We start from the raw sequence: 14,819 nt of genomic DNA, 5'->3' as shown, positions 1-14,819 counted from the left end.
CTTCGTTCCAAGACACAGCAGCGGACCTTGAAGAGACGCCACAGCGTCCACCCGGGGCCCGTACACACCAACCATCGTGGGAGTGATTGTCCAAGTGACCCGGAACCCTGAGACCGCACGAACCGTGGTCGTCACCGGTCTGGGCGCGACCACGCCGGTCGGAGGCGACGTCGCGTCGACCTGGTCCGCACTGCTCGCGGGCACCTCCGGCGTACGCACCCTCACCGAGGACTGGGCCGCCGACATCCCGGTGCGGTTCGCCGCGCGGGTCGCCGTCGAGCCGCTCGAAGTGATGCCGAAGGTCGAAGCCCGCCGCCTTGACCGGTCCGGCCAGTTCGCCATGATCGCCGCCCGTGAGGCGTGGGCCGACGCCGGTTTCGCTCCGAAGAACCAGCCGGACGGCACCGGCGCCGTCGTGGAAGCGACCCGCCTCGGTGTTGCCATCGCCTCCGGCATCGGCGGTGTCACGACACTGCTCGACGCGTGGGACACGTTCAACGAGAAGGGCCCGCGCCGGGTCGGCCCGCTGACCGTGCCGATGCTCATGCCCAACAGCCCGGCCGCCAATGTCGGCATTGAGCTGGGTGCCCGCGCCGGGGTGCACACTCCGGTCAGCGCCTGCGCCTCCGGGGCTGAAGGCGTCGCGTACGCCCTCGAAATGATCCGCTCGGGCCGCGCCGACGTGGTTGTCTGCGGTGGCACCGAGGCTGCGATCCACCCGCTGCCGATGGCCGCGTTCGCCAACATGATGGCGATGAGCAAGCGCAACGACGAGCCGCAGCGCGCGTCGCGCCCGTACGACAAGAACCGTGACGGCTTTGTCATGGGCGAGGGCTCGGGCGTCCTGGTCCTGGAGTCGGCCGAGCACGCCGCGGCCCGCGGCGCCCGGGTCTACGCGGAGGTCGCCGGAGCCGGTATGACCTCCGACGGGCACCACATCGCCCAGCCCGAGCCGACCGGCCGCGACATCGGCCGCGCGATGGAGTTCGCCCTCGCCGACGGCGGTCTGGTCCCGGGCGACATTGTGCACGTCAACGCGCACGGCACCTCGACCCCGGCGGGCGACATCACCGAGCTGAAGGCGCTGCGCGCCGTCCTCGGCGACGCCGCCGACCAGGTCGTGGTGACGTCGACCAAGTCGATGACCGGTCACCTGCTGGGCGGCACCGGAGCGGTCGAGTCGGTCGCGGTCATCCTGGCCCTGCACCACCGCGTCGCACCGCCGACCATCAACGTCGACGACCTCGACGACGAGGTCTGCATGGACATCGTGCGCGACACCCCGCGCAAACTCCCCGAGGGCTCCATCGCCGCCCTCAACAATTCGTTCGGCTTCGGCGGCCACAACGTCGTAGTCGCTTTCCGCAGCGTCAGCTGACTGGAGACTTCTGTGACTGTCATGGACACCCCCGCCACGGCGAAACCCGCCGCCCGTCCCGCGCGGCTTCCGCGTGAGGAAGACCCGCGCAATCCGCGGCTGCGTCTGAAGAAGCTCGTCGACGAGGGTTCGTACGAGGAGATCTCCCCGTACGAAGAGCTCAACGGCATGCTCGCGTGTGTCGGCACGATCAAGGGCGCCCGGGTTGTGGCGTTCTGCTCCGACCCGACCGTGCAGGGCGGTGCCATGGGCATCGACGGCTGCAAGGTCGTCGTCGCCGCGTACGAGCGTGCGATGGCGGAGAACTGCCCGGTCATCGGCGTCTACCACTCCGGTGGTGCCCGCCTGCAAGAAGGCGTGGCGTCGCTGCACGCCGTCGGCGAGATCTTCCACGCGATGACGCTCGCGTCGGGCCGTATCCCGCAGATCTCCGTGGTCCTGGGCGCCGCGGCCGGCGGTGCCGCGTACGGCCCCGCGCTGACCGACATCGTGATCCTCGCCCCTGAGGGCCGCATCTTCGTCACAGGTCCTGACGTCGTCCGCTCGGTCACCGGTGAGGACGTCGACGCACTGCGTCTCGGCGGTCCTGAGCCGCACGGCCGGCGCAGCGGTGTCGTCCACGTGATCGCCGAGAGCGAGCAGGACGCGATCGACCGCGCCCGGCAACTGTCCGACTTCCTGTCGAACCAGGGCGACATCGACCCGGGTTCGGTGGAGCAGCGTGACCTGGGCGCACTCCTTCCCGAGTCGCCCAAGCGCGCCTACGACGTGCACCCGATCCTCGAAGGCCTGCTCGACGAGCCGGGCCTGGAGCTGCACCCCAAGTGGGCGCCGAACATCACTACGACCCTGGGCCGCCTGGGCGGCCGTACGGTCGGCGTGGTCGCCAACAACCCGATGCGCCTGGGCGGCTGCCTGGACTCGTCGTCGGCTGAGAAGGCCGCCCGCTTCGTACGCATGTGCGACGCGTTCGGTGTCCCGCTGGTCGTCGTCGTGGACGTCCCGGGCTACCTGCCGGGTGTCGGCCAGGAGTGGGACGGCGTTGTGCGCCGTGGCGCGAAGCTGCTGCACGCGTTCGGCGAGGCCACCGTGCCGCGGGTGACCCTGGTGACCCGGAAGGCGTACGGCGGCGCGTACATCGCGATGAACGCCCGCTCGCTCGGCGCCACCAAGGTGCTCGCCTGGCCGACCGCCGAGGTCGCCGTGATGGGCGCGGTCGCAGCCGTGCGCATTCTGCACCGCCGCCGTCTGGCGGAGGTCCCGGACGAGCTCAAGCCGCAGGTCGAGCTGGAGCTCGCGGCCGAGCACGAGAAGATGGCCGGTGGTCTGGCCCGCGCGATCGAGATCGGCGTCATCGACGAGGTCGTCCAGCCGTCGGAGTCCCGCACAGCGATCGCCAAGGCCATCGCCGAGGCCCCGCAGGTGCGCGGGCAGCACGGCAACATCCCGCTGTAGTCCGTCCGGAGAGACCGTTGGGTGCGGGGTCGTTCCCAGCCCGGTTGTGCCCGGTCGTCGTATCGGTCTGTGCGCGTGTGGTGCGGCGCGCGGCGGCGCCGGGCACGCCTCGGATTATTGGTAGGAGGGGTCCTTCCATGGTCCGATGCTGCGGGAGCGAACGGGTTCGACGAAGCGCGGCGCGACGGTGTCGGGGTGGCTGGGCCCCCAGTTGGTGGCATCCCCGCGCATGACCACGCGGGCGTTGTCGGTGTACCAGTCGACGAGGTCACTGTCGGAGCGGACCAGCCAGGTACAGCCGTGTTCGGGGTCGGCGGTGAAGTCGCCGTGCCGGATGAGGGCGGGGCGCCAGAAGTAGGTGCCCGGCCACATCTTTCCGTAGTTGTAGTCGAAGGCGCCATCGAGGCAGTACGCCTCCTCGGTGCAGGGGTGGTGTGCCATCGGCTCCTCCCGCCAGCCGGGCTTGGCTTTGATCAGTCGCGTGTAGAAGCCGGTCTTCGCGTCGCGGTGCAGCAGTTTGATGTACAGGCCGGGGACGGGTGTGCCGCCGAGGTCGAAGCGCATCGGGCTGCCGTCCTTGACGTCGATCCACGGCATCGCGGAGGAGTCCAGGACCACGAGTTTCTGGTCCTCGCGGACGGTTGTCCTGTCACGGTCGGCGGGTTCGAAGCGCCAGTCTCCGTACTCGCGGAACAGTAGGATCTCGGTGCCGGCCGTAGCGGTGACCGGTGGTGCCCGCACGCCGGCCGGGGTCGTCCAGTAGCCCTCGGGGCCGAGGGTGGTGTCGCCGATGGTGATGCGCCCGGACAGGACGTACCACTCGGTGTCGGCCTGGTGAGTGCCTGCGGGGCGGGTCCAGTCGCTGGTGAAGCGGACCTTGAGGGAGGCTGAGCCGTCCTCTTCGTCGTAGCTGAGGTTGAGCTGTCCGGCGGTGCCCGTCGCGTGTTGGAACTCGGCGGGGTGCCAGATGAGGTCGCGTTCGTCGATGAGTTCTACGTGCGGTCGCACGGTGTCTCCTCCGTATCGATTTTCCGATGCAGAATGTATCTCTTACCTAAAACCAGGACAAGATGTATCGTCAATTATTGTGACCAGACCTGGCCGCCCTCCGGGGCCCACCGACGACACCACGGCGGTCGTGTTGACCGCCGCATTGGAACTCCTGCTCACCGAGGGCGCAGCGGCGCTCACCCCCCGACGGCTGCATGCCGTCACCGGGGTGTCGCGCTCGACCGTGTACCGGCACTGGCCCACCCCCCGTTCCTTCCTCGAGGCGCTCATCGCCGTCGCGCCGCTGCCGCCGCGCACGCAGAGTGGGGATCTCGCCCGCGATCTGCACACCGAGGTCGACCTGCTGTGTAATCGTCTTCGGGACAAACCGGTCGGCGGCTTCCTCCAAGCTCTGGTGGCCGCCGCCGCCGCGGACCCGTCCGCCGCCGATCTGCGGCGCAGGTACGTCGCGGACCTCCTTGCCCCGTTCCACGACACCTTGCGGACCGCAGGTGTCGGGGCGTCGGCGCGCGCGGACGCCGTCGCGGCGATCGTCTCGCCGCTGCTGGTGGACGCCCTGCTCCTGGACCGGCCCACCGCGCGGTCCCGCGCACACCGCACGGTCGAGGAGACACTCGTGAAGGTGGTGCGGGCATGACCAACGCCGTCGGGCCGCGCGCCGTCTTCGGCGTCGTCGTCCCCAGCACCAACACCGTTGTGGAACACGACTATTGGAAGGCCTGCGTGCCGGGCGTGGCGTTCCGCGCCGGGTCGATGCACATCACCGATCCAGCCATCGGCGACGACCGTGACTTCGAGGCCCTACTGGGTCAGATCCGCGCCTCGATCGACACCGCGGTGCGCGACGTGCTCACCGCGGAGCCGGACCGTCTGGTGATGGGGATGTCGGCGGAGACGTTCTGGGGCGGCGTCGAGGGCAATGCGACGTTCGAGCGGCGGCTGCGCGAGCGCACCGGCCTGCCGGTGACCACCGGTGCCACTGCCTGCCGGGCGGCACTGAAGGCGTTGGGCTGCCGACGCATCGCGGTCTTCTCGCCCTACCAGCCGATCGCCGATCGCGAGGTGAGCCGTTTCTTCACCGAGGCGGGCTTCGACGTCGCGGCGGTCACGGGCCTGCGGTGTCCGACCGCGATGGACATCGCCCGGGTTCCCGACACGCGACTGCGGGAGGTCGTCGCCGACCTGGACGGACCGGACGTCGATGCCGTCGTGCAGGTGGGCACGAACCTGTCGTTCGTGGCGCTGGCCGACGAACTCGAGGTCGAGCTCGGCAAGCCGGTGATCGCCATCAACACCGCGACGCTGTGGCACGCGTTGCGCGACCACGGCATCGACGACCGGTTCCCGGACGCCGGCCGGCTCCTGCGCGAACACTGACGTGGTCGCCCTCCCACGCAGAGGGCAACCACAGTCGGCCGGGAATGTCGCCAGGTGCGGCCCGGGGGGGTGGTGCGGCCCGGGGGGGGGGTGGTGCGGCCCGGGGGGGTGGTGCGGCCCGGGGGGGTGGTGCGGCCCGGGGGGGTGGTGCGGCCCGGGGGGGTGCGGCCGGGGGGTTTCAGTGGGGGCGGAGACTCGCCCGTGCCTCGGCGAGATCAATCACGTCGGCGTATTTCGCCTCAAGGTCGAGCAGGTTCGCGTCGTGGACCTGTGCGTTGCGGTCCCCGCACGCGTCGGCGACCACGAGCGGCCGGAAGCCGTGCTGCAGGGCGTCGGTCGCCGAGGCACGCACGCAGCCGCTGGTGGTGAGTCCGCAGATGTAGAGGGTGTCGACGTCCATGCTGCGCAGTGTGGAGGCAAGCGAGGTGCCGAAGAAGGCACTGGCGTATTGCTTGACCACGACGACGTCGCCGTCGACGGGTGCGGGGTGGTCGGCGAACGCGCCGAGGGGGTTGCCCTCTTCGAACGCCGCCAGTGCCGGAACCTTGCGTCGGAACAGTCCGGCGTCGACGCCGCCGGCGGCCAGTCGGACCGTGGTGAACAGCACGGGTACTCCGGCGGCGCGGGCTGCGTCGATCAGTTGTGCCGCTGCGGCCACGGCGTCGTCGACCGGTGCGCGTAGCGGTGAGCCGTCGTCAAGGTAGGCGCGGACGATGTCGATGGCCAGGACGGCCGGGCTGCGACCCGGACCCAGCCGGGCGCCGAATCCGACGGAGCGGTATTCCTCGCGCATGTCGTTCACAGCGCAACCTTTCGTACGTCGACCGGTGGGGTGAGCGGCGTCAGATGACGCCGCGGGTGGCGAGGTCGCCGATCCGTTCCTCGGTGAGGCCGACGAGGTCGCGGTAGACCTCGGTGTTGTGCTCTCCCAGTTCCGGCCCCAGATGACGCACCGCGCCGGGGGTGACGCTGAGTTTGGGGAAGACGTTGTGCATGGGGAATTCGCCCAGTTCGGGGTGGGCGAGTTTGACGATCGCCTCGCGCGCGGCGAAGTGCGGGTCGGCGAACATGTCCCGGGCGGTGTAGATGCGGCCGGCGGGCACGCCGGCGTCGTTGAGGGTCTGCAGGAGGTCGGCGGCGGTCACGCTCGCGGTCCATTCCGCAATCAGGTCGTCGAGTTCCGCCATGTTCGCGCCGCGCGCGGCGTGCGTCGTGTACCGGGCGTCCGCAGCCAGGTCGGGGCGGCGCATCGCAACTGCCAGCCGACTGAAGACGGTGTCCTGGTTAGCGGCGATCAGGACCATGTCCGCGTCCTTAGTGGGGTAGACGTTGCTAGGTGAGACGTTGGGCAGTACGGGACCGGTGCGTTCGCGCTGGTATCCGCCGACGGCCCACTCGGGGAGCAGGGATTCCATCATGGCCAGGACTGCCTCGTAAATCGCGGAGTCGACGACCTGTCCCTTGCCGGTGCGCTCGCGGTAGTACAGCGCGGACAGCGCGCCGATGGTGGCGAACACGGCCGCGAGGGAGTCGCCGATGGAGATGCCGGTGCGCGAGGGGCTCTTGTCCGGGTCGCCGGTGACGTGCCGCAGGCCACCCATGGCTTCCCCGATGGAGCCGTATCCGGCCTGGGGGGCGTAGGGGCCGGTCTGGCCGAACCCGGTGACGCGAACGACGATCAGGCCCGGGTTGGTGCGCGCCAACTCCTTCGGGTCCAGGCCCCAGCGTTCCAGGGTGCCGGGACGGAAGTTCTCCACGAGGATGTCCGCCCGGTCGATGATCTCCCGGGCTAGCCATTGGCCCTCGATGTCGCGCAGGTTGCAGGTCACCGACTTCTTGTTGCGCGCGACGATCGGCCACCACAGGGACTTTCCGTAGGGGCGTTCGCGACCCCACTGACGCATCGGGTCGCCGGAGCCCGGCGGCTCGAGCTTGATCACCTCGGCGCCGAAGTCGCCCATGAGCTGGCCGCAGAACGGTCCCGCGAGGAGTTGGCCCATCTCGACCACGCGCAGACCGGCCAGCGGTCCAGCGGTGTGCGCCGTGCCGGCGGCGCTGTTCTCGTGGCTGTTCATAAAGGCTCCCGGGTCAATGGTCGGCGTGGTTTCGCCAGGGTGGATTCGGGGTGGCTTCGCCAGGGTGGATTTCGAGTCGTCATCGTGTTCGGGGGTCGCGCACGAGAGTGGCCTGGCCGCGGCGACGTGCGAGCCCGTCACGGCCCGGCCCCAGGGCCCGTCGCGGGTCCGTGACGCGTCGACGAGTTCGCGGTGCGCAGCGCCTCGTAGGCACGATCCGCCGTGCGCCATAGAGTGATCCCCTCATCAAGTTGTATGCAACTTAGATGGACGCCAATGTTGTACACAAGATTTTGTACCGCTAAATCTCATGTCACCATGAGCAAGTAGCTTCTATTGCATACGATCGGAGTGAAGATGGAGATTCTCGAAGTTGGTCCGCGGGACGGCCTGCAGAACGAGTCGGCGATCGTGCCGACTCCTGACAAGGTGCGTTTGATCGCCCGCGCGGTGGCCGCCGGGGTGCGGCGCGTGGAGGCGGTCAGTTTCGTCAATCCCCGGCTGGTGCCGCAGATGGCCGACGCCGCCGAGGTCATGGCGCGGGTGCCGCGCGCCGAGGGTGTCGTGTACGCCGGGCTCGTCCTGAACCGCCGCGGTCTCGAACGCGCGCTGAGCAGCGGTGTCGACGAGGTGAACGTGGTCGTCGTCGCCAGCGAGACGTTCAGTCGCCGCAATCAGAACTGCGGGATCGACGACATGCTGGACATGTGGGCCGCGATCGCCGCAGACGCCAGGGCCGCAGGTCTGCGCACCACGGTGACCATCGCGGCGGCTTTCGGGTGTCCCTTCGAGGGCGAGGTGCCGCCCGACCGGGTGCTGGAGATCGCGCGCCGCGCCGCGGCGGCGGGCCCTGACGAGATCGCGATCGCCGACACCATCGGTGTCGGCACGCCCGACCGGGTCGAGATCCTGCTGGACGGTCTTGCCCGGGTGGCGCCGGGTGTGAGCCGGCGCTGCCACTTCCACAACACACGCAACACCGGCTATGCCAATGCCCTAGCCGCGGTCGCGGCCGGCGTGGGCACGCTCGACGCGAGCATCGGCGGATTCGGCGGCTGTCCGTTCGCCCCCGCTGCGACCGGGAACATCGCCACCGAAGACCTGGTGTACGCGCTCGACCGGATGGGCGTGTCCACTGGGATCAATCTCGAGTCGGTCATCGGCATCGCGGACTGGCTGGCCGTGCGGCTGGACAAGCCGGTGCCCGCCCTGCTGGGCCGGGCCGGGATCTTTCCCAAATCCCTCTGACGTCGACGGTCGGCCCGTACGCGACTGTCGGGCGCGGCCGGTACGCGACTGTCGGGCGCGGCCGGTACGCGACTGTCGGGCGCGGCCGGTACGCGACTGTCGGGCGCGGCCGGTGGATCAGTCGTCGTCCGCCGTGCCGGTCTGCGTGGTGGCTGCGAACGATGCCAGGAGTACCGCCTTCGCCGCCGCGACGTGCGAGCGCATCACGGCCTGCGCCCATTGACTGTCGCGGGCCCGCAGGGCGTCGACGAGTTCGCGGTGGTGACCTGCGCTGCGGACCAGGTCGTCCGGGGTGTAGCGGTGGAAGGTGCTCAGGACCAACGGCATCTGGACCACCGCGTTGAGCATCGTCAGCAGCCGCGAACTGGCCGAGGCCGCCCGGATGACGACGTGGAACTCGGTGTTCAGTTCGGCCAGCCGCTCCAGGTTCTGCCCGGGCCCCGGCCGCGCGACGGCCTCCATGGCGTCGCACAGTGCCGCGAGCTGTTCCACGTCGGCGGCGGTCACCCGGCCGGCGGCGCGCTGCGCCGCGAACGACTCCAGGACCAGTCGCAGGTCGTAGGTCTCCTCGACGTCAGCGCGGGACCACTCGGTCACCCGGGCGCCGCGGTGCGGGGCGACCTCGACGAGTCCCTCGACCTCGAGCCGACGCAATGCCTCGCGCACGGGCGTGCGGCTGCCGCCGACCGTCTCGGCGAGCTCCACTTCGCCGAGGCGCTCCCCCGGTCGGTAGCGTCCCTCGAGAATGCCGGCCCGCAACATCTCGTACGCACGGTCCGCGGCGCGTGCCATCAGTCGCCCACCTCCTACCCCGCATGTTACGGACCCCGGTCCCGGCAATCGCCCACGGGACGCCGTCCGCGTGCGGGCGCCGCCGCTGAGCCCGGCCGCACGGCGGGGCCGTCGCGACCCGGTCGCGGCGACCCCGTGGGCCCGACGGGCGGTCAGCCGCGTCGGACGTACTTTCCCGACGGCTCCCCGGTCACCGCGCCGTCGTGGTAGGCGACGCGCCCGCCGACGATGGTCGTCTCCGGCCAACCGCGCAACTCCACGCCTTCGAAAGGGCAGTGGTCCTGGCCGGACAACAGCAGCTCGGTGGACACCGTCTGGCGCCTGTCCGGATCGATCACGACGATGTCGGCGTCGGCGCCGACCATCAGCGATCCCTTCCGGCCGAGGCCGTACGCGCGGGCGGGGTTCGCGGAGACCAGTTCGGCGACGCGCCGCAACGGCAGTCCCCGACGATGGTGACCTTCCGACAGCAGCACCGGGTACAGCAGCGCCGTGCCGCCGAAACCGGGTAGCGCCGGCCACAGTTCGTCGCCCTTGTGCTCTTCCGTACAGCACGCGTGGTCCGAGGCGATCCAGTCGACGCTGCCGTCCAGCACCCCCGCCCACAGTGCCTCATTGTCCGCACGCGTGCGGATCGGCGGGTTGACCTTGCCTCCGAGACCGGCCCCGGCGGCGTCCAGGGACGCGTAGTCCAGACACAGGTGGTGCAGGGTGACCTCGGCGCGCACATCCAGTTCGGGGTAGTTGCGTCGGGCCATGTTCGCCGCGTCCAAGGCGTCCGCGCTGGACAGGTGCAGCAGGTTGACCGCGCAGCGGGTCGCCTGGGCCAGGGTGGTCGCCTCTGCGATCGCGACGCGTTCGGTGAGCGGCGGCCTTCCCTGGTGGTATGCCTCCAGGGTCTGGGGGTCGCCGTTTTTGCGCACCCGGTCGATGAACAACCGCATCAGTTCGGATTGTTCGCAGTGCAGCGAGAGGGAGATGCGGCGGCCCGGTTCGGCGGCGCCGGCGGCCGCGACGCCTTCCATCAGCTCGAACAGGTGGCCAAGGTCGTACTCCTGACCGTCCTCGGCCATCCGGAACGACTTGGTGTCGCGGGAGCTGGAGGCGAGGTTGAAGCCCTTGTAGAACATGTAGTACTTGAACGACGTGACGCCGTGCTCGGCGACGAGCGCGGGGATCTCGCCGATCTGGTCGGCCGTCATCGGGGCGAGGTGGAAGCCGTAGTCGGTGAACGTGCGTCCGGCCACCCTCCGCAGCACCTCCGGGAGGATCTCCTGGTAGGGGCCGGTGCGGTTGAGGTAGTGCTCGCCGGTGCGGAAGTACGACAGCACCGTAGTGACACCGCCGACGAGCGAGGAGCGGGTCTCCTCAAAGGCGTCCAGTGCCAGATCCCGGTAGATGCCGAGGTGGTAGTGCGCGTCGACGGCGCCGGGCAGGACGACGCGTCCGGCGGCGTCCAGTACCTCGTCGGCGTCGGCGGTGGACAGGTCGTCGCCCAGCGCCGCGATCACGCCGTCCTTGACGGCGAGGTCGGCGCGGATTTCACCGACGTACGGTTGGACGAGAGTGCCGTTCTTGACGATCAGGTCGTAGCGTGCCATGTGTTCGGGCCACTGTGACGCGGCCCGCACCCCCTTCGATGTGTTGTGTCGGATCGGTCGACTGCCCTCGGAAGGACTGCTCGGTGGGCCGGGTCGGCTGCCCGTGTGGTGCGCCCATCCGCTCGGACAGGCGGCGGCAGACGCGCTACAGGTGTTCCAGGCGGTCTTTTCGGCGATCTGCGGTCGCAGTGCCCGGCGCACCGGCCGGCGCCGCCTCGAACCTCTGAAGATTGTTCCGCAGGAACAAACAATGTTTCGCTTCCGAGCGGGGATGCCACATGCTAACTTCCGGATTCGTGTTCCACAACGAGAAACATCATTTCATCCTGTGGAATCGAAAGGCGGATCCATGCCTGACGAACCCCTGCGGGGCGTCACCGTGCTCGACTGCGCGACGCTCTTCGCCGGCCCGCTGGCCGCGACGATCCTGGGCGACTTCGGAGCCGATGTCATCAAGATCGAGCACCCCCGCAAGCCCGACCCGGCGCGCACCCACGGCCCCGCCAAGGACGGCATCGGCCTGTGGTGGAAGATGCTCGGCCGCAACAAACACACCGTCACCGCCGACCTCAGTCGACCCGGTGGCGCGGCGCTGCTGCTGCGCATGGTCGAGGAAGCGGACGTGCTGATCGAGAACTTCCGACCCGGGACCCTCGAGCGCTGGGGTCTGGGACCGGACGTACTGCACCGGGTCAACCCCCGCCTGATCGTCGCCCGAGTCACCGGTTTCGGTCAGTTCGGCCCGTACGCGGGCCGCCCCGGATTCGGCACCCTCGCCGAATCGATGAGCGGCTTCGCGGCGGTCACGGGCGAGCCCGACGGCCCGCCCACGCTCCCGCCGTTCGGACTCGCCGACGGCGTCGCCGCGCTCACCCTGGCCGGGGCCGTACAGACCGCGCTGTACCACCGCGACGTACACGGCGCGCCCGGTCAGGTCGTGGACCTGGCCATCATCGAACCGCTCCTGACCCTGCTGGGCCCCCAAGCCACCGCCTACGACCAACTGGGGTTGGTGCCACGGCGCACCGGGAACCGATCGGTGAACAACGCGCCCCGCAACACCTACCGCACCCGCGACGGCAAATGGCTGGCGGTCAGCACCTCAGCCCAGTCCGTCGCCGAACGCGTCATGACCCTCGTCGGCCATCCCGAGGTGATCGACGAACCCTGGTTCGCGACCGGATCCGGACGCGCCGAGCACACGGACCTCCTCGACGGGCAAGTCGGCGGCTGGATCGCCACCCGCGACCTTGCCGAGGTAGTCCGAGAGTTCGAGGCCGCCCAGGCCGCCGTCGCCCCCGTCTACGACATTCGCGACATCGTCGCCGACCCGCAGTACCTGGCCCTCGGCTCACTCACCATCGTCGAGGACGCCGACCTGGGCCCGATACGCATGCAAAACGTCCTCTTCCGCCTCTCCCATTCCCCCGGGTCGATCCGCTGGACGGGCCGCGCGCACGGCGCGGACAACGAGGCGATCCTGTCCGGTCGCTTCGGCCTCAGCGCCGACGACCTGGCCGCGCTCCGCGAGGAAGGTGCCATTTGACCAGCCCCCTGTGGGAAACGACCGAACGCGCCGACGTCTTCGACCTGGCGCAACCGATGCGCCGCGGCATGCCGCAATCCCCGAACCACCCCCCGTACCGCATGCTGCTGGAACGCCGCCACGGTGACATGGTCCGCGCCGACGGCGGTTCGGCGGCCAACGAACTCATCGTCACCGGCGGCCATGTCGGCACACACGTCGACGCACTCGCCCACGTATCGCACAACGGCCGCGTCCACGGAGGCGTGCCCGCCGCGTCCTTGCAGAACCACGACGGGTTCAGCGCTCTGGGTATCGACACGTTCACGCCGTACGTCGGACGGGCCGTCCTCCTCGACGTCGCCCGGCTGCACAACACCAAGTCCCTGCCCGCCGGACACGAGGTCACCGCCGACGAACTTCGCGCGGCCGAACGGGACTCCGCACCTGTGCGAGCCGGAAACGCCGTCCTCGTCGGCACCGGGTGGTCCCGGCACTGGGACGATCCCGACACCTTCGTCGGAGCCACCGGCGGAGCACCGGGGCCGGGCGAGGAGGCCGCGCGCTGGCTCGTCGAACGGGGCGTACGCGTCGCCGGCGGCGAGACCATCGCCTTCGAGCACATCGCGCCCGGTCGGGGCCACGCCACCCTGCCCGTGCACCGCATCCTCCTCGTCGAGGAAGGCGTCCACATCGTGGAGACGATGCGCCTGCACGAACTCGCCGACGCGGGTGCGACCGAGTTCCTGCTGATCCTCGCGCCCCTGCCGCTGGTGGGGGCCACCGGCGCCCCCGCCCGGCCACTCGCGGTGGTCAGCCGTGGCTGACGCGACACGGACGGACATCGCGGACACCCCCTACGCCCACCGACTCGCGGCGTTCGCTGCGGCGTGCCGCGACCGCCCCATGCCCGACACCGTCGTCGAGGACGTCACCGGCCGGATCCTGGACACCGTCGGCAACTGTCTCGCAGCCCTCGAACTCGACGACCCCGCCGAGCCGCACAACGCGATCACCCGAGCCGCGCGCCGCTCCGGCGGCGCCCCGGAAGCCACGATCCCGGGATCCACCGACCGGCTCCCCGCCGACCGCGTCGCGCTGATCACCGGCACACTCGCACACGCGCTGGACTTCGACGACACCCACCTGCCCTCGGTGCTCCACCCCTCCGCGTCGGTCGTCCCGGCCGCACTCGCCGCGGGCGAGGCCACCGGAGCCGACGGCGCGGCCGTCCTTGCGGCCGTCGCCGCGGGCAATGAGGTGTGCGTGCGCCTGGGCGCCGCGTCGTACGATCCGGCACTGCGCAACTCGGTCTTCTTCGAGAAGGGATTCCACGCCACCTCGATCTGCGGCACCGTCGGCTCCGCGGTCACCGCGGGGATCCTGTACGGCCTGACCGAGCAGCAATTGGCCGACGCGATCGGCATCGCCTGCTCCATGGGCTCCGGCGTGATCGAAGCCAACCGCACCGGCGGCACCGTCAAGCGCATCCACTGCGGGTGGGCCGCCCACTCCGGCGTCTCGGCCGCCCAGCTCGCCGCCGAAGGCGTCACCGGGCCCCCGACGATCCTGGAAGGCAGATTCGGCTTCCTGCGCGCCTACCTGGACGACGCGTGGCACGCCGGGCCCCTGCTCACGGGCCTCGATCAGATGGACGATCCGGGAAACTGGGAACTGCTGCGCACCGTCTACAAACCGTACCCGTCCAACCACTTCACCCATCCCGGAATCGACTGCGCGCTCGCCCTGCGTGCCGAGGGACTCGACCCCGATACCGTGGTGTCCGCGGAGCTGGGTGTCGCAGCCGCGCCGTTGCGCACCATCGGTGAGCCGCGAGAGCACAAGACCAAGCCCACGACGCCCTACCACGCAAAGTTCTCCGGCCCCTACACCGTGGCCTCCGCGCTCCTCGGCGGCGGCGGCCTCGGACTGTATCTGGACGACTTCTCCCCCGCGGCGTTCGCCGATCCGCGACGCCTCGCCCTCGCCGCGAAGGTGTCGGTGGTACCGGACGCGATATGCGACCAGGAGTTCCCGAACTCGTTCAGCGCGGTCCTACGCGTGCGGACCAGTAACGGCCGACACTGGGAGCACCGCGTCCACTCGTCCCGTGGTGGCCCCGGCCATCGACTGCGCCCCGATGAGTTGGAAACCAAATACCGGCTCAACGCCACCCGGGTTTTGTCCGACACCGAAGCCGACGCTCTCGCCACACGTATCCGCGGCCTGCCCACCCGCCCCACACTCGCCGGACTGCTGCCCGGAGACCTGACGCCGCGCCACGGCGGGGGGACGACCGCGTGGCCGTCGGGTTCGACGGCGACACCGCCCGGCGGTTCCTTCTGATCAGCGGCCCG

At 70.1% G+C, this 14,819-nt stretch carries 13 protein-coding genes; 8 read left to right on the top strand and 5 right to left on the bottom strand.

Features of this window, described 5'->3' with window-relative positions; genetic code table 11:
* Window positions 1-94: 94 nt before the first annotated feature.
* Entirely contained in the window at window positions 95-1,378 is a 1,284-nt protein-coding gene (fabF, locus tag AC0Z36_RS04770; RefSeq protein WP_485461397.1) for a beta-ketoacyl-ACP synthase II, read from the top strand.
* A 21-nt stretch (window positions 1,379-1,399) separates the two neighbouring features.
* A complete protein-coding gene (locus tag AC0Z36_RS04765) occupies window positions 1,400-2,833 on the top strand; it encodes an acyl-CoA carboxylase subunit beta (RefSeq protein WP_485461470.1) in 1,434 nt (477 codons plus the stop codon).
* 114 nt (window positions 2,834-2,947) lie between these two features.
* Here the strand turns inward: AC0Z36_RS04765 and AC0Z36_RS04760 are convergent, their stop codons facing one another.
* Window positions 2,948-3,841, bottom strand: coding sequence for a DUF4437 domain-containing protein (locus AC0Z36_RS04760; RefSeq protein WP_485461396.1), 894 nt, complete (start codon window positions 3,839-3,841; stop codon window positions 2,948-2,950).
* Window positions 3,842-3,920: 79 nt separating this feature from the next.
* Between AC0Z36_RS04760 and AC0Z36_RS04755 the strand changes: the two genes are divergently transcribed.
* Both AC0Z36_RS04755 and AC0Z36_RS04750 read left to right on the top strand, forming a co-directional pair.
* Entirely contained in the window at window positions 3,921-4,481 is a 561-nt protein-coding gene (locus AC0Z36_RS04755; protein WP_485461395.1) for a TetR family transcriptional regulator, read from the top strand.
* Complete coding sequence (locus AC0Z36_RS04750) at window positions 4,478-5,221, top strand: maleate cis-trans isomerase family protein (RefSeq protein WP_485461394.1); 744 nt, start codon at window positions 4,478-4,480, stop codon at window positions 5,219-5,221. The genes AC0Z36_RS04755 and AC0Z36_RS04750 overlap by 4 nt, the downstream gene beginning before the upstream one ends.
* A gap of 178 nt (window positions 5,222-5,399) precedes the next feature.
* Here the strand turns inward: AC0Z36_RS04750 and AC0Z36_RS04745 are convergent, their stop codons facing one another.
* Window positions 5,400-6,014, bottom strand: a complete 615-nt coding sequence (locus tag AC0Z36_RS04745; RefSeq protein ID WP_485461469.1) for an isochorismatase family protein — start codon at window positions 6,012-6,014, stop codon at window positions 5,400-5,402.
* Window positions 6,015-6,063: 49 nt separating this feature from the next.
* Window positions 6,064-7,296 (bottom strand): CaiB/BaiF CoA transferase family protein, encoded by a 1,233-nt coding sequence (locus AC0Z36_RS04740; RefSeq protein WP_485461393.1) that lies wholly within the window; start codon window positions 7,294-7,296, stop codon window positions 6,064-6,066.
* 357 nt (window positions 7,297-7,653) lie between these two features.
* Between AC0Z36_RS04740 and AC0Z36_RS04735 the strand changes: the two genes are divergently transcribed.
* Window positions 7,654-8,544: a hydroxymethylglutaryl-CoA lyase gene (locus AC0Z36_RS04735; RefSeq protein WP_485461392.1), complete on the top strand. Its 891-nt coding sequence runs from the start codon at window positions 7,654-7,656 to the stop codon at window positions 8,542-8,544.
* Between the two features lie 117 nt (window positions 8,545-8,661).
* Here the strand turns inward: AC0Z36_RS04735 and AC0Z36_RS04730 are convergent, their stop codons facing one another.
* Both AC0Z36_RS04730 and AC0Z36_RS04725 read right to left on the bottom strand, forming a co-directional pair.
* Entirely contained in the window at window positions 8,662-9,336 is a 675-nt protein-coding gene (locus tag AC0Z36_RS04730) for a GntR family transcriptional regulator (protein ID WP_485461391.1), read from the bottom strand.
* A 152-nt stretch (window positions 9,337-9,488) separates the two neighbouring features.
* The gene (locus AC0Z36_RS04725; RefSeq protein WP_485461390.1) at window positions 9,489-10,937 is read right to left on the bottom strand and encodes a dihydroorotase; all 1,449 of its coding nucleotides are present in this window, start codon (window positions 10,935-10,937) and stop codon (window positions 9,489-9,491) included.
* 349 nt (window positions 10,938-11,286) lie between these two features.
* On the opposite strand from AC0Z36_RS04725, the gene AC0Z36_RS04720 reads away from it, so the two are divergent.
* The 3 genes from AC0Z36_RS04720 to AC0Z36_RS04710 are packed head-to-tail and all read left to right on the top strand — an operon-like array spanning window position 11,287 to window position 14,808.
* On the top strand, window positions 11,287-12,483 hold the full coding sequence (locus AC0Z36_RS04720; protein ID WP_485461389.1) for a CaiB/BaiF CoA transferase family protein: 1,197 nt from the start codon (window positions 11,287-11,289) through the stop codon (window positions 12,481-12,483).
* Complete coding sequence (locus tag AC0Z36_RS04715; protein WP_485461388.1) at window positions 12,480-13,289, top strand: cyclase family protein; 810 nt, start codon at window positions 12,480-12,482, stop codon at window positions 13,287-13,289. The genes AC0Z36_RS04720 and AC0Z36_RS04715 overlap by 4 nt, the downstream gene beginning before the upstream one ends.
* Complete coding sequence (locus tag AC0Z36_RS04710) at window positions 13,282-14,808, top strand: MmgE/PrpD family protein (protein WP_485461387.1); 1,527 nt, start codon at window positions 13,282-13,284, stop codon at window positions 14,806-14,808. Before AC0Z36_RS04715 ends, AC0Z36_RS04710 begins: the two co-directional genes overlap by 8 nt.
* Window positions 14,809-14,819: the final 11 nt, after the last annotated feature.

The sequence above is a fragment of the Kitasatospora sp. UYEF31 genome (assembly GCF_057291755.1).
The sequence above is the reverse complement of the archived record's forward strand: the minus strand, read 5'-3'. Positions and strand labels throughout refer to the sequence as shown.

What these genes read in the sequence shown, in the direction of transcription:
- AC0Z36_RS04765 (WP_485461470.1), top strand. Translation starts at nt 1,400, where the DNA reads ATGGACACCCCCGCCACGGCGAAACCCGCCGCCCGTCCCGCGCGGCTT.
- AC0Z36_RS04750 (WP_485461394.1), top strand. Translation starts at nt 4,478, where the DNA reads ATGACCAACGCCGTCGGGCCGCGCGCCGTCTTCGGCGTCGTCGTCCCC.
- AC0Z36_RS04745 (WP_485461469.1), bottom strand. Translation starts at nt 6,014, where the DNA reads ATGCGCGAGGAATACCGCTCCGTCGGATTCGGCGCCCGGCTGGGTCCG.
- AC0Z36_RS04740 (WP_485461393.1), bottom strand. Translation starts at nt 7,296, where the DNA reads ATGAACAGCCACGAGAACAGCGCCGCCGGCACGGCGCACACCGCTGGA.
- AC0Z36_RS04735 (WP_485461392.1), top strand. Translation starts at nt 7,654, where the DNA reads ATGGAGATTCTCGAAGTTGGTCCGCGGGACGGCCTGCAGAACGAGTCG.
- AC0Z36_RS04730 (WP_485461391.1), bottom strand. Translation starts at nt 9,336, where the DNA reads ATGGCACGCGCCGCGGACCGTGCGTACGAGATGTTGCGGGCCGGCATT.
- AC0Z36_RS04725 (WP_485461390.1), bottom strand. Translation starts at nt 10,937, where the DNA reads ATGGCACGCTACGACCTGATCGTCAAGAACGGCACTCTCGTCCAACCG.
- AC0Z36_RS04720 (WP_485461389.1), top strand. Translation starts at nt 11,287, where the DNA reads ATGCCTGACGAACCCCTGCGGGGCGTCACCGTGCTCGACTGCGCGACG.